This is a genomic window from Peribacillus sp. R9-11, from assembly GCF_031345095.1.
Classification (GTDB): domain Bacteria; phylum Bacillota; class Bacilli; order Bacillales; family DSM-1321; genus Peribacillus; species Peribacillus butanolivorans.
Map to the genome: position 1 here is coordinate 4143253 of NZ_CP133763.1, position 26088 is coordinate 4169340.

A 26088-nucleotide genomic window follows, 5' to 3' on the forward strand; every position below is an offset into this window, starting at 1 on the left:
CCCCTTTTCTCTAACAGGTTATATTTTTTTATCTTTTATTATCTTCATCAATCCAGCGTGCTACCTCTTTTGAAAAATACGTAATGATTAGGTCCGATCCTGCACGTTTTAAGCCTGTCAGCATTTCCATTACAATTGCTTTTTCATCAATCCAGCCATTATTGGCCGCAGCTTTTACCATGGAATATTCTCCGCTCACATTGTATGAAACAACAGGAAGATTAAAGTTATTTTTTACATCTCTGATGATGTCCATATAAGAAAGGGCTGGTTTCACGATTAAGAAATCCGCACCTTCAGCAACATCTGATTCCGCTTCACGGAACGCTTCAAGACGATTCGCAGGATCCATTTGGTACGTCTTCCTGTCACCAAATTGTGGCGCGCCATTCGCAGCTTCACGGAATGGGCCGTAAAAGGCTGAAGCGTATTTTACAGCATAGGACATGATTGGGATATCTTCATAACCCGCTTCATCCAAACCTGCACGAATGGCCGCAACAAATCCGTCCATCATGTTAGAAGGTGCAATGATATCAGCGCCCGCTTCGGCCTGGCTAATAGCTGTTTTTGCAAGAAGGTTAAGAGAAGCATCGTTTAAAATCTTGTCTCCCTCAACGACTCCACAATGGCCATGGCTTGTATACTCACAAAGACATGTATCAGCAATGACAATGATTTCCGGGTATTGTTTTTTGATAAGACGGGTCGCCTCTTGTACAAGACCGTTATGATGAAAAGCACCTGTGCCATGTTCGTCTTTATCATGATCAAAAGGGACACCAAATAAAATGACTGATTTAATGCCTAGACTCACGACTTCATCCATTTCTGCTCCCAGATTATCCATAGAAAGCTGATAAATACCGGGCATCGAGCTAATTTCATTTTTTACGTTTTCTCCGTCAATGACGAAAATCGGATAGATTAAATCCTCTTTATGCAATTGTGTTTCACGGACTAGAGCTCGCATGCCAGCACTTGCACGCAGGCGACGGTGGCGATTGAATGGAATGTCTTTCATTTTAAAGTTCCTCCCTTATTATTCTTTTTTACAATGAATCGTATTAATTCCTCAACCATTGCTTCTGTTGTATAAACATCTGGACACACATCGACAGTTAAACCATGTTTAGAAGCCGTTTTAGCAGCAATTGGTCCGATGCAAGCAATGATAATGCTTTCTATGTATGTACCCAATTTATTGCGGTCTATAATCTGTAAGAAGTGCTCTACCGTTGAAGAGCTTGTAAAGGTTATGATATCAATTTTTCGACTCACTATCAGTTGAACAAGTTTTCTTTCACTCTCATCAGGAAGTACGGTATGATAAACAATCACTTCATCACAGGAGGCACCAGTTTTATTAATCTCATCCGCAATGACCGTGCGCGCGAGATTTCCTTTTGCCAGCAAAACGCGGGATCCAGGTTGAAGTAGTGAAATGAACTCCGAAACAAAACCTTCAGCAACAAACTGAGATGGAATAAAATCCGCCACATATCCATGGCGCTTCAGTGCTTCTTCTGTTTTTGAACCGATAACAGCTATTTTTGGAAGCCTAACAGGCTTTTTTCCGAGAAGTGTAAAGAGGAATTCAACCCCATTTTGACTAGTTAAAATAATCCAGTCGTAGCTATCTAATTCTTCTAACCGCAGCTGCACTTCTTCCCGATGATCAGGAAGAGTGAACTCAAGCAAAGGAACGAGAAGCGGAGTTCCACCATTTTTTTCAATCGAAGCTTTTAATCCAACAGCCTGTCTTTTCCCTCTGGTGATTAACACCTGATAATCTTTGAGAGGTTGAAAGGGCTTCATTACTGATCAAGCTCCTCTTTTACACGATCGATTAACTCTTTACCGCCAAATTCACTAATAAGTTTAGCAGCATTATGTCCAACTGCTTCTGGGTCAGACCCTTCAACCATTTCTTTATAAATCAATTTACCATCCGGAGAAGCGACCAATGCAGTTAATGAAATATCTCCATTGTCTTTTGCTACCGCGAAGCCGGCAATCGGCACCTGACAGCCGCCTTCCATTTTATCTAAAAATGCACGTTCTGCTTCAACTGTTCTTTTCGTTTTTTCACAGGTGAATTTCGCAAGCTCAGCCAGTAAATCTTGATCGTCAGCACGGCATTCAATAGAAAGTGCTCCTTGGCCAACTGCTGGTATACAAATATCTTCATCTAAAAATTCTGTTACGACGTCCTGCTTCCATCCCATTCTTGAAAGTCCGGCTGCAGCTAAAATAATAGCATCGTAATCTTCAGTTTTCAGCTTATTCAGGCGGGTATCGATATTACCGCGAATCCACTTAATTTCAAGGTCTGGTCTTCTTGCTAGGATTTGAGCACCACGGCGTAAACTGCTTGTCCCAATGATAGAACCTGGCTTCAGTTCAGATAGAGTTTCATGGTTTTTTGAAATCAAGGCATCTCGGTGGTCTTCTCTCGGTGGAATGCAGCCAATCGTCAAGCCTTCTGGAAGTACCGCCGGCATATCTTTCATACTATGTACAGCCATATCGATTTCTTTATCAAGCATAGCTTGTTCGATTTCTTTTACAAATAAGCCTTTGCCTCCTACTTTAGAAAGCGTTACATCGAGGATTTGATCCCCTTTTGTGACAATTTCCTTCACCTCGAACTCGTATGGAACACCAAGCTCTTTAAGTTGATTAATAACCCAGTTCGTTTGGGTAATCGCTAATTTACTACGTCTAGAACCGACAATAATTTTTCTCATAATTTCCTCCTATGTATTCCAAAAGTGGAATGTTGAAAGGCTTCCAAAAAGGAAAAAGTTAATTAACACAATCATGAAAGATCCAATATTCAGAAAGGCTAGTGTCCTTCCATACATTTGTTTCCGAATTTTCAAGTATAAAAACACGCTGTAACCGATGAGCAAAATAAATGAGCCGATAATTTTCATATCCAGCCAGGATACTCCAGGTACTTTTATATAGGCCCATTGAATTCCTAAGATAAGGGAGACCACTAATAATGGGACTCCGATTACTGCAAGGACATATGACATATGCTCAAGTTTTGTTAAATCTCCGAGACGAAGCAGTCGTTTCCCCCATTTTTTTCGTTTCAATAAATCATATTGAATTAAGTAGAGTAGGGAAAATACGAAAGAAAGTGTAAAAGCCCCATAAGATAGAATGGCAAACGTAATATGTATGAGCAAAAGCTCTGAAACGAGCTGCTGTGCGAGCACTTCTGATTCTATCTGAACTGGTGCAAAGGTATGAATAGCCATAACCATAAAGCCTAATACATTGGTAAAGAAGACCGTAAAATCGACTCTAAGCAATCGATTAATAATTAATGATAACGAAATGAGGACCCATGCATAAAAATATAAGCCTTCAAAAATCGTCAATACCGGAAACCTTCCCGTTTTCATTACATATAGAAACAAAAAAATTGTTTGCAGCACCCAAACAATAGAAAGCAACCAGAAGGCAACTTTATTCGCCTTCTGGTTATTATTAAGGAAGTCAATAAAATATAAAAGCATACTGATGGCATACAACAATACAGTGGCTTCATGTAATCTTGTCATTAGTAATTCCATATCTACCTCATTACTGGACAGGAACTGGATTTAATAGGGATGTCTTGGCGCTGTTCCGTTCATTTTCGTCATCCACTACCAACTGTTCTTCAATCAATTCCTCTAAATGAAAGATCTTCACGAAATTATTTAATTGCTCTTTTGCATTCGGCTCATCTGCAAGTTCTTTGGCATATAAAATCGGATCTTTCAGCATTTGGTTGATAATGCTCTTCGTATGCTTGTTCAGAACTTTTTTGTCGCGTTCGCTTAAGTGTGGAAGTTTTCTCTCAATGCTTTCCATCGTTTCCTTTTGAATCGACAGTGATTTTTCACGTAAAGAGGAAATAACAGGAACTACGCCAAGCAAATTAATCCACTGATTAAAATCAACAATTTCTGATTCAATCATTAATTCGATTTTCTCCGCTGCTTTTTTACGCTCCTCAATATTCGCTTGCACTATTCCCTCAAGATCATCAATGTCATACAAGAAGACATTCTCCAGCTCAGCTAATTTTGGATCAAGGTCACGCGGTACTGCGATGTCGACCATGAAAATAGGACGACCTTTGCGAAGCTTGTTCACGAACGTCATCATTTCTTTTGTTACGAGAAGATTTTTTGAACCAGTGGAAGTAATTAAAATATCCGCTTCCACTAAGGCACATTGCAACTCTTGAAGCTGTTTTGCTTTACCATTAAATCTTTCAGCCAAGTCGACTGCTTTCTGATACGTACGGTTGATAACCGTAATACTATCTGCACCGTTACTGTGCAGATTTTGAATAGCCAGTTCTCCCATTTTTCCTGCACCAAGAATCAAGACATTCTTGCCGTTTAGTCCACCGAAGATTTTTTTTGCAAGCTCGACTGCCGCATAGCTAACAGAAACTGCATTCGTATTAATTTCCGTTTCTGAATGAGCCTTTTTTGCTAATGTAAGGGATTGCTTGAAGAGATGGTTAAAAACCGTACCAAGCGTATCTTCTTTCTGACCTAACATATAGCTTGAGCGAACTTGTCCCAAAATCTGTGTTTCTCCAAGAATCATGGAATTCAAGCCGCAAGTAACTGAAAATAAATGCTCGACTGCTCCATCGCCTTCATAGATAAACAGATATTTAGAGAATTCTTCCTTATCGATGTTAAACCATTCTGAAAGAAATTCCTTGATATAATATCGGGTTGTATGAAGTTGGTCACCGACCGCAAATATTTCCGTTCTATTACATGTTGAAATAATAACATTTTCCAAGATGCTTTTTTTATTTTTAAGAGCTTTCATTGCCTCGGCAAGTTCGGCTTCGTTAAACGACAGTTTTTCCCGAATTTCTACAGGGGCAGTTTTGTAATTAATACCAACCGCTAGAATATGCATCCTTTTTTTTTGCACCCCCAAAATTTTTCATGTAAATTTATTATACCATGTACTAAAATTGATTCACGCAAATAATATGAACAGTTTATGAAAACGTATGCTACCATTAAGACTGCCAAAACACCTGAATAGCTACAAAAGGTATTAGAGCGGTGATTTGTAATTTATATACATACTTCGACATTGTGTACAAAAGTACCATATCAAAAATGCCCAAAAACTTCAAGTAATCGAATTGGATAGGAGGATAAAATGAAAACGCAACGTATTTTCCCTGGAATCGTTTTAATCGGTTTCGGACTCTATTTTTTTCTTGAACATTCACAAATAAAAATCTTTCCAGGCTTTTTTAGCTGGCCCACCTTATTATGTATCGTTGGTATCGCCTTCTTAATACAGGCTTATAGCGGTAATGAATTTGATTCAATCCTTCCCGGCGTCATTTTGCTCGGGTTCGGCGCTCATTTCCATATCGTTGAGAACCTAGATATTTGGCCGGATAATATAGGTATCTTTATTTTAATCATATCTCTAGGATTTATTCTCCGTGCCCGCAAAACAAATTCTGGAATGTTACATGGGATGATATTATTTATCATCTCAATCCTTATTTTATTTTATGATAAAATCTCTACTTCTTTCGGCATCCTCGAAACAAGTACGGCAAATATTGAAAAGTTTTGGCCGTTTGTGTTGATGGGAATTGGGGTTTACATATTAATCCGAAAAAAATAAAGCTTTAAAAAACTAAGGCGAATTTCATGCAGAAAAGGGTATTTCCATATACGGAATACCCTTTTCTTTTTGTTACATATATTTCTTAAGAACGCCCCAGGCCTGTTCTTTTCCTTCGCCTGTTTCTCCTGAGAAAAGAAGCAATTCATCTTCCCTTTCCATATTAAGCGTTTGGCGTGTTACTTTTAAGTGCTTCTGCCATTTGCCTTTTGGAATTTTATCCGCTTTTGTGGCGATAACAATCCGTGGCAGGTCATAATGCTTTAGGAATTCATACATTGCGATATCATCCTTAGTCGGCGGATGACGCAAATCGACGATTAAGAGCGCAGCACGAAGCTGGTCACGGGAGGTGAAATACGTTTCGATCATTCTCCCCCATGCATCACGCTCAGTTTTAGAAACCTTTGCATAGCCATAACCCGGTACATCCACAAAATGAAGTGCTTCATTTATGATGTAAAAATTCAACGTCTGCGTCTTACCTGGTTTAGAGGAAGTACGCGCCAAATTTTTTCGATTAATCATTTTGTTAATAAAACTCGATTTCCCTACATTGGAACGGCCCGCTAAGGCAAACTCCGGGATTGGAGTGTTTGGATATTGTTCAGGCTTTACAGCACTTATGACAATATCTGAACTTGTTACTTTCATTCGTTCACACCTACCAATGCATGCTCAAGGACTTCATCAACGTGTGAAACTGGAACAAATGTTAATTCTTTACGGACACTTTCCGGGATATCATCAATATCCTTTTCGTTATTTTGCGGGATGATGATTTTCGTAAGTCCTGCCCGGTGAGCCGCTAAAGATTTTTCTTTAAGGCCGCCGATTGGAAGAACTCGTCCGCGTAATGTAATTTCGCCTGTCATGCCTACCTCTTTTCTGATCGGCCTATTAGTAAGGGCCGATATTAACGCTGTTGCAATCGTGATGCCTGCGGAAGGACCATCCTTAGGGACAGCACCTTCAGGAACATGAATATGAATATCATATTTTTCATGGAAGTTCGTATCAATATGAAGTTTCTCGGTTTTCGAACGGACGTAACTAAAAGCAGCCTGAGCCGATTCTTTCATTACATCGCCAAGTTTTCCTGTCAAAATAAGCTTGCCTTTACCTGGTGATAAAGAAACCTCGATTTGTAGCGTATCGCCACCTACCGACGTGTAAGCTAATCCATTAGCGACACCGACTTGGTTCTCGACTTCCGCTTGTCCATAATGGAACATCGTTTTCCCTAAAAACTCCTCGACATTCTTTTCAGAAATGACAACCCGTTTTTTATCTCCGGATACGATGATTTTCGCAGTCTTTCGACAGATGCTTGCAAGCTGTCGTTCCAGACTCCGGACACCAGCCTCCCGGGTATAATAACGGATGATTTTAGTAAGGGCTTCCTCACGAATTTGCAGTTGGGTCTTCAATAAACCATGGTTTTCTAACTGTCTAGGCAGTAAATGATCCTTGGCAATATGAAGTTTCTCTATTTCAGTATAACCCGCAATCGAAATGATTTCCATACGATCACGAAGCGGCCCCGGAATTGTGCCCAAATTATTCGCAGTTGCAATGAACATAACTTTGGAAAGGTCATAGGTTTCCTCTATATAATGGTCACTGAAATTATGATTTTGCTCCGGATCGAGCACTTCAAGCATCGCTGCAGATGGATCTCCCCTAAAGTCATTTGACATCTTATCCACTTCATCCAGTAAAAAGACAGGATTAATCGTTCCAGCTTTTTTCATACCCTGGATGATCCGGCCTGGCATTGCCCCTACATAGGTACGGCGGTGCCCACGGATTTCTGATTCATCACGCACTCCACCTAAGGAAACCCGAACGAAATTCCGGTTCAGGGATGCAGCGATTGATTTAGCCAAGCTTGTTTTCCCAACCCCAGGAGGGCCCACTAAGCAAAGGATTGGTCCCTTCAATGAATTGGTCAATTGCTGAACAGCTAAATACTCAAGTACCCGCTCTTTTACCTTTTCCAACCCATAATGGTCACGGTTTAGAATTTTTTCAGCTTTATGAATATTCAAGTCGTCTTTCGAAGCTTTAGACCAAGGAAGCGAGATTAACCAATCAATATAGTTGCGGATGACGGAACTTTCAGCTGAGCTTGACGGAACCTTTTCATAACGGTCCAATTCCTTTAATGCTGTTTCTTTAATATGCTCCGGCATATCCGCTTCTTCTATCTTTTCAGTAAGAACGGTAATTTCACCTGTTTTGCCTTCTTTATCTCCCAATTCCTTTTGAATCGCTTTCATCTGTTCACGCAAATAATATTCTTTTTGCGTCCGCTCCATGGAACGTTTAACACGCTGACCGATCTTTTTCTCAAGAAAAAGAACTTCTTTCTCGTTATTAATGATCTCAATAACACGGCTTAAACGTTTTTTCATATCAATAGTCTCAAGTACTTCTTGCTTTTCCTTCAATTTCAAAGGCAAATGCGAAGCAATTATATCAGCTAGTCTTCCCGGCTCTTCAATATCGGAAGTAGCTGAAAAGGTTTCACCGGTTATTTTCTTGGACATCTTTATGTATTGTTCAAAATAATCCAGCAAAGTACGCATTAATGCTTGATGTTCCGCATCTTTTTCATCGCTGTCTTCATATATTTTAATCTTGGCACCATAATGTGTCTCATAATCGTAAAATTCGATGACCTCTGCTCGGTTTAATCCTTCCACCAACACTCGGATTGTACCGTTTGGAAGCTTCAACATCTGTTTTACCTTTGTTAAAGTCCCCATTGTAAATAAATCTTCTTCACCTGGTTCGTCCAACGAAACATCTTGCTGTGTCGTCAAAAATATAAGATGGTCTTCCACCATTGCTTTCTCAAGGGCTTGTACCGATTTATCTCGGCCTACATCTAAATGAAGTACCATCGTTGGATATACAAGCAGTCCTCTAAGCGGCAGGAGGGGGACGATGATTTCTTTATCAGTCATTTCCTGACACCTCCATCTAATTAGTATCGTCGTTGTAAACTATTTACCCATGTTCTCAACCTTTTAACAATTCTATCCTATTTATATAGAAGTGTCTATTTGTTTACCTTAACACGTTTCTACTGCTTTTATTATCTCCAATATTAGATAAAAAAGCACGTATGAATAAGCTATTATTTTTCTGTTAGGTTTATTTCGTGAAATTGTTATGGTCCTTAAAATGCCCCGGTCTGATCAAACCGGGGCATTTCTTTTATACACTTTCTTTTTTCGATAGGTCCAAGGATGTGAGAATTTGTTCCGACATCAACTCTTTTTTCAGTGCCCGGTCAAATACTTCTTTCACATTCGAAACGGGAATGATCTCAATATCCTTGATTTCTTGGAGCAATGGCTGCATGTTTTCTGCTGGAATGATTACTGTCTTTGCTCCAGCCAGTTTTGCAGCCTTGATTTTCGGAATAACTCCGCCAATCGGTTTAACGCCGCCATGAATGCTGATTTCTCCAGTCATCGCTAGTGTGTGATCAACAGGGATTTTATAGATTGCCGAGTATATACCTGTAGCCATTGCAATTCCCGCTGAAGGGCCATCTACAGGACTTCCACCAGGAAAGTTTACATGGATATCAAATTGGTCGGCCGGCACTCCCATCGAACGTAAAACCGTGATTACATTTTCAATTGAACCTTTTGCCATGCTCTTGCGGCGGATTGATTTCCCATTCCCCCCGCCGATGCTTTCTTCTTCAACAATACCGGTTATATTTATCGAACCGGTTTCATTAGAGGCCGCCATAACCGTTACCTCAATTTCTAGCAATGCCCCGCTGTTGGGCCCATAGACGGCAAGACCGTTAACGAGGCCTATTTTTGAATTAGATTCAATTTTCCGATCCATTCGCGGTGTCAGTTGGCTGCTATGAGCCATCCAATCAATATCTTCTTCCCTTATAAATGATCGGTTTTCATTAATCGAAATACCCGCGAGAGTCTGAATCATATTAACAGCTTCTCTACCATTTCGGGCATAATCCGAAATCGATTGTAATCCTTTTTCACTAATCGTGATTCCTACTTTATCGGAGGCATTTTTAGCAACTGTAATGATTTCTTCCCGGTCAAGTTCACGGAAAAACACTTCAATACATCTCGAGCGAATCGCAGGTGCAATTTCATTTGGCGTCCTGGTTGTGGCTCCAATCAAGCGAAAGTCAGCCGGGAGTCCATTTTTAAAAATATCATGAATGTGAGTAGGAATATTTTGATTTTCTTCTTGATAATAGGCACTTTCGAGAAACACCTTCCGATCTTCCAACACTTTTAACAGCTTATTCATCTGTATTGGATGAAGCTCTCCTATTTCATCTATAAACAATACGCCTCCATGAGCATTGCTAACAGCACCCTGCTTTGGCTGTGGAATACCAGCCTGGCCCATTGCTCCAGCTCCCTGATAAATTGGATCATGCACAGACCCAATTAATGGGTCGGCAATACCCCGCTCATCGAATCTAGCTGTAGTCGCATCCAATTCAACAAACACAGCCGAATTTTTAAAAGGAGATTTCCCATTTTTTTTCGCCTCTTCTAATACAAGCCTAGCAGCTGCTGTTTTCCCTACTCCTGGGGGACCGTAAATAATCACATGCTGAGGATTCGGCCCACATAAGGCCGCCTTTAAGGATTTAATGCCATCTTCCTGACCGACAATTTCGTTAAACGTACATGGCCTAACCTTTTCGGCCAATGGCTCTGTTAACGAAATCGACCTCATCTTTCGTAATTGATCCATTTCTTTTCGTGAATCACGGTCAATAGAAACTTTTTGCGTCCGCTGACCTTTCAATAAATTCAAAAAATACAATCCAATTACAATCCCAAAAAACAGCTGGATAAACAACGCTATTCCTGTCCAATTCATCGTATTCCCTCCTGCACTCGCCTAGTTTGTCATTTCTGTTAGTATCTCCTAGGGCAGGTCGAAATTATCCAAGAAATTCAGGTTGTAAATTTTGGAGTTTTAATCGTAAACATCAGCAAATTTCCATCATGACATCCTAAAAAGCAAAAAAAAGACTGCCAGCATGAACTGACAGTCTTTACGTTTTTATTAAGTTAAGCAGATGTTTTCTTTTCTTGTCCTTTGATGGTTGTACCGTCTTTAAGGACTAGCTTTGGAGATTCATTTTTCGAAATCGTACTACCTGTGATTACGCATTTTGCAACATCGTCACGGGAAGGAAGATCAAACATCACTTCAAGAATGATGCCTTCAATAATAGAACGCAGACCACGTGCACCTGTTTTACGTTCTATTGCCTTTTTAGCAATTTCACTTAGCGCTTCCGGTTCGAATTCCAATTCAACATCGTCCAGCTCAAGTAATTTTTGGTATTGTTTCACAAGAGCATTTTTCGGTTTTGTCAGGATTTCAATCAATGCAGCTTCGTCTAATTGCTCAAGAGTAGCAATTACTGGAAGACGGCCGATGAATTCCGGAATCAATCCGAAACGAAGTAAGTCTTCAGGAAGAACTTTAGAAAGCAATTCTTTTTCTGCAACATCATCCTTTTTCACATCAGAGCCAAAACCGATAACTTTTTGACCAAGACGGCGTTTGATGATTGGTTCGATGCCATCAAAGGCACCGCCGCAGATGAATAAAATATTGGTAGTGTCGATTTGGATGAACTCTTGATGAGGATGTTTACGTCCCCCTTGTGGCGGTACGCTAGCAACCGTTCCTTCAAGAATTTTTAGCAACGCTTGTTGCACACCTTCACCAGACACATCTCGTGTAATAGAAGGGTTTTCAGATTTACGGGCAACTTTATCAATTTCATCGATATAAATGATGCCTTTTTCCGCTTTTTCCACATCATAATCAGCAGCTTGGATCAATTTAAGAAGGATGTTTTCCACATCTTCCCCTACATATCCAGCTTCCGTTAATGAAGTTGCATCAGCAATAGCAAAAGGAACATTCAGAAGACGTGCTAATGTTTGCGCAAGAAGAGTTTTCCCGCTTCCCGTCGGTCCGATTAAAGCGATGTTACTTTTAGAAAGCTCTACATCGTCGACTTTGCTATTGGAATTGATACGTTTGTAATGATTGTAAACAGCAACAGCTAAAGATTTCTTCGCCTGTTCTTGTCCAATCACATATTCGTCAAGAATTTCACGAATTTCCATTGGCTTAGGTACATCCCTGAATTCAACTTCTTCATCAGTACCCAGCTCTTCTTCAACGATTTCCGTACAAAGCTCGATACACTCGTCACAAATATATACACCTGGACCAGCAACCAGTTTACGGACTTGTTCTTGTGTTTTACCGCAAAAAGAACATTTTAACTGTCCTTTTTCATCATTAAATTTAAACATGAACATTCACCCCTTTAAATACTCTTCCAACTCTATTACAGTAGTGGTATCTAATTCCTAATAAAAAAAGACACACATCTACTAAAGCATTCCAAAACTCCTAGTATGTTTTGCATTTTATCATGTTTCTTGGAAGTTTAGTAACAATAATGCTCACGCTTGCGAGTTGTTCAATAAGTACAATAATTCAATCAATATGTATTTGCCCTTTACCAGTATGCCCAAAACTTTTGATTTTTAAAATAAGGATTTGTTGTATAAATATGTATATGCGGTATTAGAACTAATCTACACTGAAATCCAAAAAAAATCAATCAGGAAATAACTGATAATTTTAAATTTCCACAAATTCTCAATATGTATAAAACAAGGCACGATTACTCGCGCCTTGTTTTTTTGAAGAAAATATTAAAATCTACTTACTTATTAAAATTATTTTGCTTCAACTGTTTTGCTGTTTTCAACCAAGAAGTCAATTGCTTTCTTAATTTTAAGATCGCCTTTAATTCCATCTAAGTTTCCAAGAGCTTGTTTGATTGCTTCTACTTCCATTTTGTACATTTCAGCCATTTGACCAAGTTCAGCTTCTACATCTTCGTCAGTTGCTTCAAGTTTTTCAGCTTCAGCAATTGCTTCAAGAGTTAGGCTTGTACGAACTTGTCCTTCAGCTTCTTCTTTCATTTGTGCTTTTAAAGCTTCTTCGTCTTGACCTGAGAATTGGTAGTAAAGATCCAAGTTTAGTCCTTGTGATTGAATGCGTTGAGAAAACTCATTCATCATGCGGTCTACTTCGTTTGAAATCATCGCTTCAGGAACGTCCATTTCTGCACCTTCAACAGCTTTACCAATTACAGTGTTTTGTACGAAGTTTTCTTCTTCGTGTTTTTTGTCATGCTCTAATTTATGTTTTGTTTTCTCTTTAAGTTCAGCTAATGTTTCAACTTCGTCGTCAACATCTTTCGCGAACTCATCATCCAACTCAGGAAGTTGCTTTGTTTTGATTTCGTGAATTTTCACTTTGAATACAGCTGGTTTACCTGCAAGTTCAGCAGCATGGTATTCTTCTGGGAATGTTACTTCGATATCTTTTTCAGCGCCAGTTTCAAGACCAACTAGTTGTTCTTCAAAACCAGGAATGAAAGAGTTAGAACCGATTTCTAATGAATGGTTTTCAGAAGCTCCACCTTCAAATGCTTCACCATCAACGAATCCTTCGAAGTCAAGAACAACTGTATCGCCTTCAGCAGCTTGTCCTTCTTCTTTAACAACAAGCTCAGCTTGACGCTCTTGCAAAGTTTTTAATTCATTTTCAACATCTTCGTCAGTTACTTCAGTATTGAATTTTTCAACTTCAACACCTTTGTAATCTCCTAATTTAACTTCAGGCTTAACTGTTACAGTTGCAGTGAAAATTAAGTTTTCGCCTTTTTCCATTTTCTCGATGTCGATTTCTGGACGATCTACAGGCTGAATTCCAGCTTCTTCGACAGCATTTGCATAAGCATCTGGAAGAATAATATCAAGAGCATCTTGATAAAGAGATTCTACGCCGAATTTTTTTTCGAACATTTGACGTGGCATTTTACCTTTACGGAAGCCAGGTACGTTTACTTGTTTTACTACTTTTTTGAAAGCTGCGTCTAAACCTTCGTTTACTTTTGCAGCGTCAACTTCAATTGTTAATACGCCTTGATTACCTTCTTGTTTTTCCCATTTTACAGACATGTGTTTCCCTCCAAAAAATCTATATACTTCAATAATAAGCATTGGATGAATATGCTTTGCAAGTGTTAACAAGTCATCCTTCAAAAATACCCAAAAAAATTATTGGGAAATCGTCAAAATTAGACGATTATACATTACAACCACTACATTATACCACAGGATTAATCTGTTACAACAGCTATAGGTTAAATAATGGGATAAGAAATTTCCTCGATTTCTTTAATATAGGATAGAATATCCTCAACTGCTTCCTCATCAGCCAAGTATATGTCCGCTATCTTCCCGCTGATATTTTCTCCTGCCATGTATTCTTCTGCTAATGCATGATAGGCAGCCGCCCATACTGGCAGGCTTTCTGGTTCCGGTTCAAACGGATATAATAGAAAGGAATGCCGCTCGATTAAACTATGCACCATTTCAAATAAGCTTGGGTTTTTCTGACTGATTTCCGCTTCTGTAAGACTGGTAACCTTCTTATAAAATTCCGTCTCCTTCAAGCCTGCTAATTCTTTTGGAATTACGGACTTTGCTTTAGAGAATTTCTTAAGTGTCACTTCTTCGTTATATTCCTGGTCGGTAAGGATGTTAAGGAGCATCGTTTTAAAAAACGGATGGCCTTGTTCTTGTTGTAGAAATTGTTCGATTTGAGGGATAAATGGTCGAATATTTATATTCGTCAGTTTTGAAATAACTAAGAACATTTCATTATCCGTTTTCCCTTCAAACAGCTCATCCTCTTTTAATTCCTCTGCAAGCTGTTGTTTTTGCCTGTCCGCTTCCTCTTTTTTATCTTCAAGAACCCTTTTACTGAACTGAAGCATCTTTTCAAAATGTTCCTCTTTATCAAATGGTATTTGATTTTCTTCAAATAGCATTTCAATAGTCGTAACCATTTCCTGATGCTCACTTAATTGTAAAAGTACCATTAAATAGATATTGATGAGTTGAAAATAATCACCGATGCCTTTGTTCAACATCTCTTGGCACAACTCTTTTGACTCCTCATAATACTCAAGTTCGACAAGGGAGACCACTAGTCCCATACAGACTTCATCATTTTCGGGCTCAAACTCCCGAGCTTGGCTAAAGAGCAGTGCAGCATCTCTAAAGTTTCTGTTCCCGAGCTCATCTAACCCTTTTACTATCAACCTTTCACCGAGATTTGGAAAGGAGATAATCTTGGTCTCTTCAGCTTTCTTTTGGTTGTTCTTATTATCCATCCTGTTTTCCGCCTCACCGTCGCTTTTTGAAAAACAGTTTAGCATGTAATAGTATGAAATACAAAAATTATAAGGGTGAATGAACACTTTCCACCTTTTTTTCTTCACAAAAAAAATCCCGGCCCCTTTCAAATAAGAAAGAAAGAACGGGAGATTTGTTCTTCAATTAAATACTAGAAACAACCTTTTTTTGTTGTTCATAAGCAGAAATCTCTTCATCATATTGAAGTGTAATAGAAATTTCATCCCAGCCTTTGACTAGCATTTCCTTCCAATATGGATGAATCTCAAAGCTTGCTTCAAACCCTTGACCATCTATCAATGTTTGATTAGGCAGATCAATCGTCAACTCATAGTCAGGCGCTGACACTCTCTCCATTAAATACTTAACTTCATCCTGCGTTAAAGCAATAGGAACCATCCCATTTTTCATGCAGTTACTTTTAAAAATATCAGCAAAAGACGGTGCGATGACAATATCAAATCCGTAATCTTTCAACGACCATGGAGCATGCTCACGTGAAGAACCACAACCGAAATTTTCACCTGCAATTAAAATGGACGTGTTTTGATTATGAGGCTGATTTAATTCAAAATCGGGCCGTTCCTTTCCATCCTCATCAAAACGCCAGTTATAGAATAAAAATTCACCAAATCCACTTCGCTCGATTCGTTTTAAAAATTGCTTTGGAATGATTTGATCTGTATCCACATTTTTACGGTCAAGTGCCGCGGCTCTTCCTTTATATATAGTAATGGGTTCCATTCTCTGCACCTCCAGCTAATTCGTATTCTTAATGAACTTGTTCAGCTTTTTTCAAGTTTCTAATATCGACAAATTTCCCATAAATGGCCGCTGCTGCAGCCATTGCCGGGCTAACTAAGTGAGTCCTTGCTCCAGCACCTTGACGTCCTTCAAAGTTCCGATTACTAGTGGATGCACAGTGCTCACCAGATGGAACGGCATCCGGATTCATACTTAAGCACATGCTGCATCCTGATTCACGCCACTCAAAGCCTGCGGATTTGAAAATTTCATCCAAACCTTCATCTTCCGCTTGTCTTTTAACACTTTGTGAACCTGGTACGACCATCGCTCGAACACCTTTTTGAACAGTCTGACCATCTATCATTTCTGCTGCTTGTCGCAAGTCCTCAATGCGGGAATTTGTACAAGATCCAATGAATACATGCTGAACAGGAATATTCGTTATTGGCATACCTTCTTCAAGACCCATATACTCCAGAGCACGATTCAGTTCTTTTGAATCGATGATATCTTCAGCAAAGGTCGGCACATTACCGTCAACTCCACTCGCCATTCCTGGGTTTGTTCCCCAGCTGACCATCGGCGAAATTAGGCTGCCATCAAGAGTTATTTCCTGGTCATAGACCGCATCTTCATCACTGGCAAGCGACTTCCAATCCTGAACATATTGTTCGAATTCCACTCCTTTTGGCACATATTTACGACCTTTTAAATAAGAGAATGTTGTTTCATCAGGAGCCACAAGCCCCGCTCTTGCTCCGCCTTCAATCGACATATTACATACCGTCATTCTTTCTTCCATTGACATATCTCTGAATACTTCGCCACAGTATTCAATGATATGTCCAGTACCAAAATCGACACCGAATTTAGAAATCACATATAAAATGACATCTTTCGCCATCACACCTTGACCAAGCTTTCCATTAACCTCAAGCTTTAATGTTTTTGGTTTTGTTTGCCATAGAGTTTGTGTAGCCAAAACGTGTTCGACCTCACTTGTTCCTATGCCAAACGCAATCGATCCGAATGCGCCATGTGTAGAGGTATGACTGTCACCACAAACAATCGTCATCCCCGGCTGTGTAAGACCTAATTCAGGACCAATAACGTGAACGATTCCTTGTTCCGGACTGTCTAAATCAGCAAGGCGGATGCCAAACTCCTTACAGTTTTGGTCAAGTGCTTCTAACTGTTTTCTTGCAATATCATCCTCGATGAAATAGCGATTAACAGTTGGTACATTATGATCCATTGTCGCGAATGTACGATCCGGTCTTCTAACTTTACGCCCTTTTAATCTCAATCCTTCAAATGCTTGAGGAGAGGTTACTTCATGAATATATTGAAGGTCTATATACAATAAATCCGGTTTATTTTCCTCATCATTTACAATATGCCGATCCCATATTTTTTCTATTATCGACTTGCCCATCTGTATCCACCTCGATTAATTTTATATTTTTTTAAAAAACACGGCCTAATGTTAGGCCGTGAAAGAAGTTTATGCATAAGCTCCCATGATGTTGGAAATAGCTTCCTGGTCTAAAAGATTCGCTTTTATTTCGGCAATCATTTCTGAAGTAGAAGTAATGTTTGATTGCCCATTTGCAATATCACCTGTTCTTAACCCATAATCGAGTACCGTTTCCACAGCTTGCTCAACAGCATTTGCCTCATTTTCCAAGCCAAAGGATAAGCGCAGCATCGATGCCGCCGATAAAATAGTTCCGATAGGATTAGCTAAATTTTTGCCTGCAATATCAGGTGCAGAGCCATGAATTGGTTCATATAAATTCGGCCCTTGAGTAGATATTGAGGCGGAAGGAAGCATTCCAAGCGAACCAGTTAATACAGACGCTTCATCGCTTAAAATATCGCCAAACATATTCTCTGTTACGACAATATCAAATTGTTTTGGATTTTTAATAAGTTGCATGGCTGCATTATCCACAAGCATATGTTCAAGCTCTACATCCGGATAATCCTTTGCAATTTCTTCAGCCGTTTCACGCCACATCCGGCTGGATTCAAGCACATTGGCTTTATCAACAGATGTTACTTTTTTCTTTCGATCAGATGCTAATTTAAACGCAAGTTCAATGATGCGCTGCATTTCGATTTTTTGATAGAAAAGAGTATCGACAACCGCTTCTTTTCCTTCTCTTTCTACCCGTTCACTCGGCTTTCCGAAATAAAGGCCGCCCGTTAGTTCTCGGACAATAACAAAATCTACATCTTCAATGAATTCCTTTTTAAGAGGTGAAGATTCCGATAAGCTGGAATAATAGCTGATTGGTCGAATGTTAGCATAGAGATTCAAATCTTTTCGGATTTTTAATAATCCTCGTTCCGGTCTTAGGTGTGCAGGTTGATTATCCCACTTCGGTCCCCCAACGGCACCTAATAATACCGCATCGCTGTTTTTACAAATCTCTACTGTTTCATCCGGCAGGGGCGATCCTGTGTTATCGATTGCCCCGCCACCAATTTCACCATATTGAAATTCAAAATCGTGACCATATCTTTGGGCAACGGCTTCGAGAATTTCTACAGCGCCTCTTGTTACTTCTTTCCCGATGCCATCTCCTTGAAGCACCGCAATATTCCTTTTCATCGAAATCTCCCCTTTCTATTGTAATACTGCTTTTTCTTCTAATTCCTTCATGATGATCACACGGTTCACCGCGTTCAAATACGCTTTAGCAGATGCTTCCAAAACGTCTTGATCGAGACCGCGTCCGCTCGTTTCCACACCGTTAAAATCGATTTTCACAAAAACCTGTGCAAGGGCATCCATTCCGCCACCTACAGATTGAATCCGATAGTCTTTCAAGTTAATCTCGCTACCCAAACATCTTTCAAGCGTATTATAAAGCGCTTCAACACTTCCTGCACCAGTTGCCGCTTCCTGAATTTCTTCGTTATCGCCTTTTTTCAGCGTAACAGTCGCTGTCGCAACCTGATGTGTACCGTGAGAAATCTGGAAAGAAACCAGGTCGTAAAAACTGATATCTGTCGCTTTTTCTTCAAGCACTAGTGCCACGATATCTTCATCCGTCATTGTCTTTTTGTTATCAGCCAATTCCTTGAACTGAACGAATAAAGAGTTCATTTCTTCATTAGTTACCGAAAAATTCAACTCTTGCAATCTTTCTTTGAAAGCATGTCGTCCGGAATGTTTACCTAAAACGAGTGAATTAGATGCAACGCCGACAAGTTCCGGTGAAATGATTTCATACGTTGTTTTTTCTTTTAACATACCATCTTGGTGAATACCCGATTCATGCGCGTAAGCATTGGCACCAATTATGGCTTTATTAGCTGGAACCTGCATCCCCGTTAGACGGCTGACCAAATCACTGGATCTTTTAATTTCATTTAAGACAAGGCCCGTTTCTGCTTGATAGAAATCTTTACGAATGTAGAGAGCCATTGCTACTTCTTCGAGTGCCACGTTACCAGCACGCTCTCCAATGCCGTTGATTGTACCTTCAACTTGTGTTGCTCCGCCTTCGATGGCAGCCAAGGAGTTAGCTGTTGCCATTCCAAGGTCGTCATGGCAGTGTGCAGATAAACTCACCTTATCAATAGAAGGAACGTTTTCACGCAGGTAACGGAAAATGTTGCCGTATTCGATTGGAGCAGCGTAGCCTACTGTATCCGGAATATTAATAACCTTTGCACCCGCTTGAATGACCGCTTCGACGATTTCAGCCAAATAGTCAAGTTCTGTACGGCTCGCATCTTCTGCAGACCATTGTACGATAGGAAAACGTTCTGCCCCGTACTTAACCATCGCAATCGATTGTTCAATCACTTGTTCTTTTGACATTTTCAGCTTATATTCACGGTGAATGGGAGAAGTTGCGATGAACGTATGCAATCTTGGTTCTGCCCCGACTCTTAATGATTCCCAAGCTGCATCAATATCTCCTTTTACAGCGCGCGCCAGCCCTGTAACAGAGCTGTTTCTGATTTTGCGCGCGATTTCCTGAACCGAGTTGAAATCTCCTTTGGATGCTGCCGGAAAACCGGCTTCGATAATATCTACACCCAATCTTTCTAACTGATAAGCAATTTCAAGCTTTTCTGTAAAGTTTAAATTTACACCAGCGGATTGCTCCCCATCTCGAAGTGTAGTTTCAAATATATTAATTTTTCGCAACGGCTACCACTTCTTTCTCTTTTTGTTGAGGTTTTACAAATGGCATCATTTTTCTTAACTCACGACCAACTACTTCGATTTGATGTTGGTTTTCACGATTATTGATAGCATTGAAGACTGGACGATTTGCTTGGTTTTCCAAAATCCATCCTTTAGCGAACTCACCGTCTTGGATATCTTTCAAAATAGCTTTCATTGCTTCTTTAGTAGTTTCTGTTACAACGCGTGGTCCAGAAACGAAATCTCCCCATTGTGCTGTATCAGAAATGGAATAGCGCATGTTTTCCATTCCGCCTTCATACATAAGGTCGATGATTAATTTAAGTTCATGTAAACACTCAAAGTATGCAACTTCCGGTTGGTATCCAGCTTCTGTCAAGGTTTCGAAACCGGCTTTTACAAGGGCAGTTAAGCCGCCGCAAAGTACTGCTTGCTCTCCGAATAGATCTGTTTCTGTTTCTTCTTGGAATGTTGTTTCCAAGCCACCAGCTCTTAATGAACCGATTCCTCTAGCGTAAGCAAGTGCTAATTCTCTTGCTTCCCCTGTAACGTCTTGATAGATGGCAAACAATGCTGGTACACCTGCTCCTTGTTCATATGTGCGGCGAACAAGATGTCCAGGACCTTTTGGAGCTACCAATAACACATCTACGTCTGCTGGCGGAACGATTTGATTGAAATGAACGTTGAATCCGTGTGCGAACATTAACGCTTGGCCTGCACGCAATACTGGTTTAATTTCTTCTTGGTATACTTTTGGTTGAGTTTCATCCGGTAATAGATTCATGATAACATCCGCTTGTTCAGCTGCTTCTTTAACTGTGTATACATTGAATCCGTCTTCTACAGCTTTATCGAAGGATTTACCTTTTCTGATTCCGATGATTACTTCAACGCCGCTGTCACGTAGGTTTTGTGCGTGTGCGTGTCCTTGTGAACCGTATCCGATAACTGCTACCTTTTTATTGTTGAAGAAATTCTCGTTTGCCTCTGCGTTATAATATACTTTTGCCATAATAATTACATCTCCCTTTTCTTATCCATTAGTTTTTTGTTTTTGTTTTTAGTCTTTAAACGATTGTTGCACTTTTTGCATGTGCTAATTGCATTCCACGTGGGAATGCAGCTGTCCCTGTCCTTGCCAATTCCTTGATGCCATAAGGTTTGATTAGTTCAATAAAAGCTTCAATTTTGTCTGACTCCCCAGTGATTTGAACCGTCAGACTATCTTTACTCACATCTATTACAGATGCTCGGAAAGGTTCAATGACTGAATAAATTTCAGCACGGGTCTGGGTACTCACTAATATTTTAATGAGTGCCAGCTCCCTGGCCACAATCGATTGATTCGTAATATCATATACTTTTAAAACATCAATCTGCTTGTTTAATTGCTTTGTGATTTGTTCAATGACGTTTTCGTCATCAACATCGACCACGAAGGTCATCCTTGATATACCTTCCTGTTCGGATGGTCCGACAGTCATGCTTTCAATGTTATAGTTTCTTTTTGTGAACAGGTTCGTAATCCTATTAAGGACGCCTGGCCTGTTGTTCACGGTGAGGCTAAGAATTCCCTTCATTGATTAAACTCCTTCCATTTCATCAAGCCCTTTTCCTTGCGCTACCATCGGAAAGACATTTTCTTTTTGTTTAACACGGAAATCAATTAATACCGGCCCATCAATTGCTAGCGCTTCATCGAGGCAGTTGCTTGCTTCTTCTTCCGTAGTTACTTTGAATCCCGGAATTCCATAAGCATCAGCCAATTTCACGAAATCAGGGTGCGATTGGAAAATGCTGTGTGAAAAACGGTTATCATGAAAGAGTTCCTGCCATTGTCTTACCATTCCAAGTGCTCCATTATTGACGATGATAATTTTGATTGGTAGATTCATTTCAGCAATAACCGAAAGTTCCTGAAGGCACATCTGGAAGCCACCATCTCCGGATATTGAAAGTACTGTCGCTTTCGGATCTGCTAGTTGCGCCCCGAGTGCGGAAGGTAATCCAAAGCCCATCGTGCCAAGTCCCCCGGAAGTGACCCAAGAATTTGGTTTGTTAAACGGATAGTATTGTGCTGCCCACATTTGATGCTGTCCAACATCCGTCGTAACAATGGCTTCTCCATTCGTTTTTTCATGAAGCATTTGGATGACTCGCTGAGGTTTCAGCACGCCTTCTTCCTGTGTATAACGCAATGGGAATTCTTCATTCCATTTAGTCAGCTGTGTGGTCCATTCTTTAATATCCGGCATTTTACCACTTTGCCCAATCAACTCAGTTAGGGCTTCTTTCGCACTGCCGACTACCGGAATCTTTGTTGGTACATTTTTACCGATTTCTGCTGGATCAATATCGATATGGGCAACCGTTGCATGCTGTGCGAATTTTGCTAAATTCCCAGTCAATCGGTCATCGAATCTGGCACCGATATTTATTAATAGATCACATTTTGATAACGCCATATTTGCTGCAAAACAGCCATGCATACCGCCCATTCCGATAAAAAGCGGATGGTCAGCCGGAAAGCCGCCAAGACCAAGTAGCGTGTGAACAACTGGAATCCCTTGCTGCTCGACGTATTCCTTTAATAGATGGGATGCCTTTGCATGCAGGACACCTGCCCCAGCAAGAATGACCGGTCTTTTCGCTCCACTTACCGCTTCAACGAGCTTCCTAATTTGCAAATAATTTGGCTTCGTCGTCGGCTGATAACCAGGGAGATCCATTACAGGCTCATCATCCGTTGATACTCCTTCTAAAATGGCCATATCTTTCGGAATATCGATCAAAACCGGACCCGGTCGGCCGCTTGAAGCGATATAAAAAGCTTCTTTTATAATACGTGGGAGGTCTTCCGGCTTTCTTACTTGATAGTTGTGTTTTGTAATTGGGGTTGTAATCCCTAGTACATCAGCTTCTTGGAAAGCATCTGTACCAATTACACTAGTAGCAACCTGACCTGAAATAACAACAAGTGGTAAAGAGTCAATCATTGCATCCGCTAAACCGGTAACAATGTTTGTTGCTCCTGGACCAGATGTGACTATGACCACCCCCGGCTTGCCGGTAATCCTGGCGTATCCTTCTGCTGCATGGATTGCGCCTTGCTCATGTCTTGTCAAAATATGAAAAAGCTCTGAACTGTATAGCTTGTCATAAATCGGCAATACAGAACCACCCGGATAACCAAAAATGACTTCAACATCTTCCTTTTTCAATGCATCCATCAGGAATTCGGCACCACTAAATTGTGTCTTTCCACCTTTCCGATCAGCCACTACTGCTTTTTGTGTCATACGTAAAGACCTCCTCCACTTTCTCACTTGATATTTTTTCTTAAAATTCGGAATTTTCTGCTTTTTTAGCATACAAAAAAGCCTTCCCACCCCAAATGTACTTGCACTCTGCAAGTTAAAGGGGTGAAAAGGCTTGATAAGCCACTCCACGGTACCACCCTTTTTCGCACGAACTTCCATGCGCACTTTGAATAGTCTACACTATTCTCTGTTTTGGTAACGGGTACTGGTACGCACCCGTTCAGCTCTACTAGTCTGACGTTCAAGCCGAAACTCCAAGGTGAGTTCATCTTTCGGGACAATACCGGTTCTCAGCAACCCGGCTCTCTGTGAATGCCTTGTAAAAAGACTACTTATCCTCTTCAATGCTTTTCGCATAATTCATATTTTTAGAAACGCTTATGTTTGATGTCTTGTATTTGTGATTATCTTACTTGTATTTCGGGTACTAGTCAACAGGTTTTTAAAGAATTTTTTGATAATTCTAAATTGCAAGTTTTACTGTATACGCTTACATACCTACTATTATCCCATTCTCTAAATAAATAAATTGTATTTATTTATTTTAAAAAAAGTTAAATATTCTATATTTTCAAATTGTAAATCAATTTAAAGATTTTTCTCAAGGACCTTCATAAAAGCAAATAACTTATTCCGCGAACTTTACCCAATATCCCTTCTTCCTGTAAATTATGTTTTTTCTGAAAGGCGATTACTGCTTTTTTGTTTTACCCAAAATGACCGAACTAAAAAACCTGATATATAAATACTTACATCTCGTACGCAAGACAGCATAAAATCCAATTTCACATCATAACATCTGTTTTTAGTTTATTAGTATAAATACATAGAAAAAGGCTGAATACATAGGATAATGGATGAATAATCATGTTCATCCTCCTCGTATCAGCCCTTTAATTATTTGGCTAAAACATCCTCGTAATCGGCATTTTTTTCAAATTGTTTTTGAACGAATGTACATACCGGAACGACTTTTAGTTTTTCTTCACGTGCAAACTCAATCACCTTTTCAACAAGAGAATTACCTACCTTCTGCCCGCGAAGCTTGTCAGACACAACAGTATGGTCCACCGTGATTTCATTATCACCTGATTTATAGAACGTAATTTCCGCCAATTTCTCGCCAGATTCCGCGACAAAAAAAGAACCTTCACCTTTTTGGATATCCACCATTTTGATGACCTCCTTTTATATCCCTTTATCATATCTCACAAAATGAAAATTAAACAAATATTTAAAACTAAATTAAGATTGAACCGTCCAAATTACATCTTTTTTTCGATAAACACTTAACACAATGCCAAAATTGAACTACCCACCATTTTCACCCCTCTAAAACCGTTTGTAAGATGTATGAGCCTGCATTTTGTTTAGATTCTGACTTTGCGAGCATTCGGCGCCCTTTATTACTAAGGCGGTATGATTTCTTCTCCGTCTGTTCCCATTTGGCCTCAATGAAACCCCTCCGTTCCAAGTCATGCAGCATCGTATACAAAATTCCCTCCTGCTCGGTGAATTTTTCAATGCCCCGCCTTATTAAGGATGACATAATCTGATAACCGCTTTGTTCCTCCTGAAGAATTCGAAAAATGGCGATCATTACTTCCTCATCACTTTCCTTTGCCTGAACAAGTCGCCGTTTAATAGCCGTCTTTTGTTTGTCAGTAAACTTTACATCAGCAAAAACAGTTCTTTTCATTGCACGGTTGAGCTTATTCAATTTATCTTCCATCGTTATACCCCTCCAGCTTCTCTTTTAGCATCGCTTTCGCCCTCCGCATCCGGGTTTTTATTGTACCTTGGCTGATTCCCGTCATTTCGGAAATTTCTTTTATCGATAACTCTTGAAAATAAAATAAATAAATCACTTCCCTGTATTTTATCGGCAGATTCATCACGGTATGAGAAAGCATTTGATCCTCATCAAGCTTAAGAATAGTTTCTTCCACACTCACCGTTGCCTGTGGCTCCACCCGCTCATCCACGGTATATTCGATGTTCCGATGGTACCAGCTTTTCAAATAATCCTTACAGTGATTTATGGCAATCTTCCATAGCCATGTTCACAACTTTGATTGCTTCTTATATGTAGGCAATGCTTTATAACACTTCACAAAAATCTCCTGCGTTAAGTCTTCGGCAATAGTGAGATTTTTCACATATGAGTACACAAGCTGAAGAATATCCTGACCGTATACAGTCATAATCTCATCCAACCATATATCTTCTTCACCAGCCTCCATATATTCTGTAAATAACTCCTCCATAACACTCATCCTTTCTTTCTAATTTATAGACGATTGTCAACAGGTTAAAGTTTTCTTAATTTACCCTTTATAATCAATGGAAGGATTCTTTCCATATACATGTAAGGATATGTATATAATAGGAAGAAACTAAAAAAACTGCCCTATACTGGATAGGACAGAATGTTAAAATTTTATAAAAAGAAAATATAAAATAATCATCAATAACATAATCACCATAAAGACCGCAATGAGAATTACCTGCGCACTAGAGGGTTTGAACGTCTCCTCGTTAATTTGTCGCTTCTTCTGCAAATAACCGAAAGTCGCCAATACAGTAATTACTAAACCCAAAGTACAAGTAAACATCCCCAACACAATACTAATCAAATCAATCCGGTCGTCCCGATACTTGCCGATCGTAAAATGCAAACTCGTAGTTAAAAAACCAACCCCTACAATCGCAATCACCGTTCTGATCCATGCCAAAAAGGTGCGTTCATTGGCCAAATGCTGCTGTGCATACTTTAATTGATTTTTTTCCATATCATCACCTTAGCTTGAATGTTTTATGAATAAATCATATCACAGTG

The 26088-nt window shown here is 39.8% G+C and carries 22 protein-coding genes, 1 pseudogene and 1 other annotated feature; of the genes and pseudogenes, 1 reads left to right on the forward strand and 22 read right to left on the reverse strand.

Going from position 1 to position 26088, the window contains the following annotated elements:
- Positions 1–28: 28 nt before the first annotated feature.
- From hemB to hemA, 5 genes are read right to left on the reverse strand one after another with little or no spacing between them, the layout of a single operon-like run.
- Positions 29–1024 (reverse strand): porphobilinogen synthase, encoded by a 996-nt coding sequence (hemB, locus tag RE409_RS20140; protein ID WP_053347173.1) that lies wholly within the window; start codon positions 1022–1024, stop codon positions 29–31.
- Positions 1021–1818: a uroporphyrinogen-III synthase gene (locus RE409_RS20145; protein ID WP_309557972.1), complete on the reverse strand. Its 798-nt coding sequence runs from the start codon at positions 1816–1818 to the stop codon at positions 1021–1023. Before RE409_RS20145 ends, hemB begins: the two co-directional genes overlap by 4 nt.
- Positions 1818–2750, reverse strand: coding sequence for a hydroxymethylbilane synthase (gene hemC / locus RE409_RS20150; protein ID WP_053347175.1), 933 nt, complete (start codon positions 2748–2750; stop codon positions 1818–1820). Before hemC ends, RE409_RS20145 begins: the two co-directional genes overlap by 1 nt.
- Before the next feature lie 9 nt (positions 2751–2759).
- The gene (locus RE409_RS20155) at positions 2760–3590 is read right to left on the reverse strand and encodes a cytochrome C assembly family protein (protein ID WP_053347176.1); all 831 of its coding nucleotides are present in this window, start codon (positions 3588–3590) and stop codon (positions 2760–2762) included.
- 10 nt (positions 3591–3600) lie between these two features.
- A complete protein-coding gene (hemA, locus tag RE409_RS20160) occupies positions 3601–4950 on the reverse strand; it encodes a glutamyl-tRNA reductase (protein ID WP_201186056.1) in 1350 nt (449 codons plus the stop codon).
- 252 nt (positions 4951–5202) lie between these two features.
- On the opposite strand from hemA, the gene RE409_RS20165 reads away from it, so the two are divergent.
- On the forward strand, positions 5203–5685 hold the full coding sequence (locus RE409_RS20165; protein WP_309557973.1) for a LiaF transmembrane domain-containing protein: 483 nt from the start codon (positions 5203–5205) through the stop codon (positions 5683–5685).
- A gap of 72 nt (positions 5686–5757) precedes the next feature.
- Here RE409_RS20165 and yihA read toward each other — a convergent pair whose 3' ends face one another.
- The 17 genes and pseudogenes from yihA to RE409_RS20250 all read right to left on the reverse strand — a co-directional run bounded on the left by yihA (position 5758) and on the right by RE409_RS20250 (position 26041).
- Positions 5758–6339, reverse strand: coding sequence for a ribosome biogenesis GTP-binding protein YihA/YsxC (gene yihA, locus RE409_RS20170; RefSeq protein ID WP_053347179.1), 582 nt, complete (start codon positions 6337–6339; stop codon positions 5758–5760).
- Positions 6336–8657: an endopeptidase La gene (lon, locus tag RE409_RS20175; protein ID WP_053347180.1), complete on the reverse strand. Its 2322-nt coding sequence runs from the start codon at positions 8655–8657 to the stop codon at positions 6336–6338. Before lon ends, yihA begins: the two co-directional genes overlap by 4 nt.
- Positions 8658–8910: 253 nt before the next feature.
- Positions 8911–10581, reverse strand: coding sequence for an ATP-dependent protease LonB (gene lonB / locus RE409_RS20180; protein WP_053347181.1), 1671 nt, complete (start codon positions 10579–10581; stop codon positions 8911–8913).
- Positions 10582–10775: 194 nt separating this feature from the next.
- On the reverse strand, positions 10776–12044 hold the full coding sequence (gene clpX / locus RE409_RS20185) for an ATP-dependent protease ATP-binding subunit ClpX (protein ID WP_053347182.1): 1269 nt from the start codon (positions 12042–12044) through the stop codon (positions 10776–10778).
- Positions 12045–12476: 432 nt separating this feature from the next.
- Positions 12477–13769 carry a trigger factor gene (gene tig, locus RE409_RS20190; protein ID WP_201186062.1) on the reverse strand — a complete coding sequence of 431 codons (1293 nt, stop codon included), beginning with the start codon at positions 13767–13769 and terminating at the stop codon, positions 12477–12479.
- A 185-nt stretch (positions 13770–13954) separates the two neighbouring features.
- On the reverse strand, positions 13955–14989 hold the full coding sequence (locus tag RE409_RS20195; protein ID WP_309557974.1) for a tetratricopeptide repeat protein: 1035 nt from the start codon (positions 14987–14989) through the stop codon (positions 13955–13957).
- Positions 14990–15155: 166 nt separating this feature from the next.
- Positions 15156–15755 carry a 3-isopropylmalate dehydratase small subunit gene (leuD, locus tag RE409_RS20200; RefSeq protein WP_201186063.1) on the reverse strand — a complete coding sequence of 200 codons (600 nt, stop codon included), beginning with the start codon at positions 15753–15755 and terminating at the stop codon, positions 15156–15158.
- Positions 15756–15783: 28 nt separating this feature from the next.
- On the reverse strand, positions 15784–17193 hold the full coding sequence (leuC, locus tag RE409_RS20205) for a 3-isopropylmalate dehydratase large subunit (protein WP_201186064.1): 1410 nt from the start codon (positions 17191–17193) through the stop codon (positions 15784–15786).
- Between the two features lie 69 nt (positions 17194–17262).
- Positions 17263–18375 (reverse strand): 3-isopropylmalate dehydrogenase, encoded by a 1113-nt coding sequence (leuB, locus tag RE409_RS20210; protein ID WP_053347187.1) that lies wholly within the window; start codon positions 18373–18375, stop codon positions 17263–17265.
- Positions 18376–18390: 15 nt separating this feature from the next.
- Complete coding sequence (locus RE409_RS20215; protein ID WP_201223472.1) at positions 18391–19926, reverse strand: 2-isopropylmalate synthase; 1536 nt, start codon at positions 19924–19926, stop codon at positions 18391–18393.
- On the reverse strand, positions 19913–20941 hold the full coding sequence (gene ilvC / locus RE409_RS20220; RefSeq protein WP_053347189.1) for a ketol-acid reductoisomerase: 1029 nt from the start codon (positions 20939–20941) through the stop codon (positions 19913–19915). The genes RE409_RS20215 and ilvC overlap by 14 nt, the downstream gene beginning before the upstream one ends.
- Positions 20942–20996: 55 nt before the next feature.
- The gene (gene ilvN, locus RE409_RS20225; protein WP_053347190.1) at positions 20997–21509 is read right to left on the reverse strand and encodes an acetolactate synthase small subunit; all 513 of its coding nucleotides are present in this window, start codon (positions 21507–21509) and stop codon (positions 20997–20999) included.
- A 3-nt stretch (positions 21510–21512) separates the two neighbouring features.
- Entirely contained in the window at positions 21513–23228 is a 1716-nt protein-coding gene (gene ilvB, locus RE409_RS20230) for an acetolactate synthase large subunit (protein WP_201223471.1), read from the reverse strand.
- 116 nt (positions 23229–23344) lie between these two features.
- Positions 23345–23603: a binding site (T-box leader), on the reverse strand.
- A 543-nt stretch (positions 23604–24146) separates the two neighbouring features.
- The gene (locus RE409_RS20235; RefSeq protein WP_053347192.1) at positions 24147–24422 is read right to left on the reverse strand and encodes a GNAT family N-acetyltransferase; all 276 of its coding nucleotides are present in this window, start codon (positions 24420–24422) and stop codon (positions 24147–24149) included.
- A 151-nt stretch (positions 24423–24573) separates the two neighbouring features.
- The gene (locus tag RE409_RS20240; RefSeq protein ID WP_309557975.1) at positions 24574–24981 is read right to left on the reverse strand and encodes a PadR family transcriptional regulator; all 408 of its coding nucleotides are present in this window, start codon (positions 24979–24981) and stop codon (positions 24574–24576) included.
- A pseudogene (locus RE409_RS20245) lies at positions 24971–25516 on the reverse strand (sigma-70 family RNA polymerase sigma factor). Before RE409_RS20245 ends, RE409_RS20240 begins: the two are co-directional and overlap by 11 nt.
- A 165-nt stretch (positions 25517–25681) precedes the next feature.
- Positions 25682–26041 (reverse strand): YidH family protein, encoded by a 360-nt coding sequence (locus tag RE409_RS20250; protein ID WP_201223467.1) that lies wholly within the window; start codon positions 26039–26041, stop codon positions 25682–25684.
- Positions 26042–26088 lie beyond the last annotated feature (47 nt).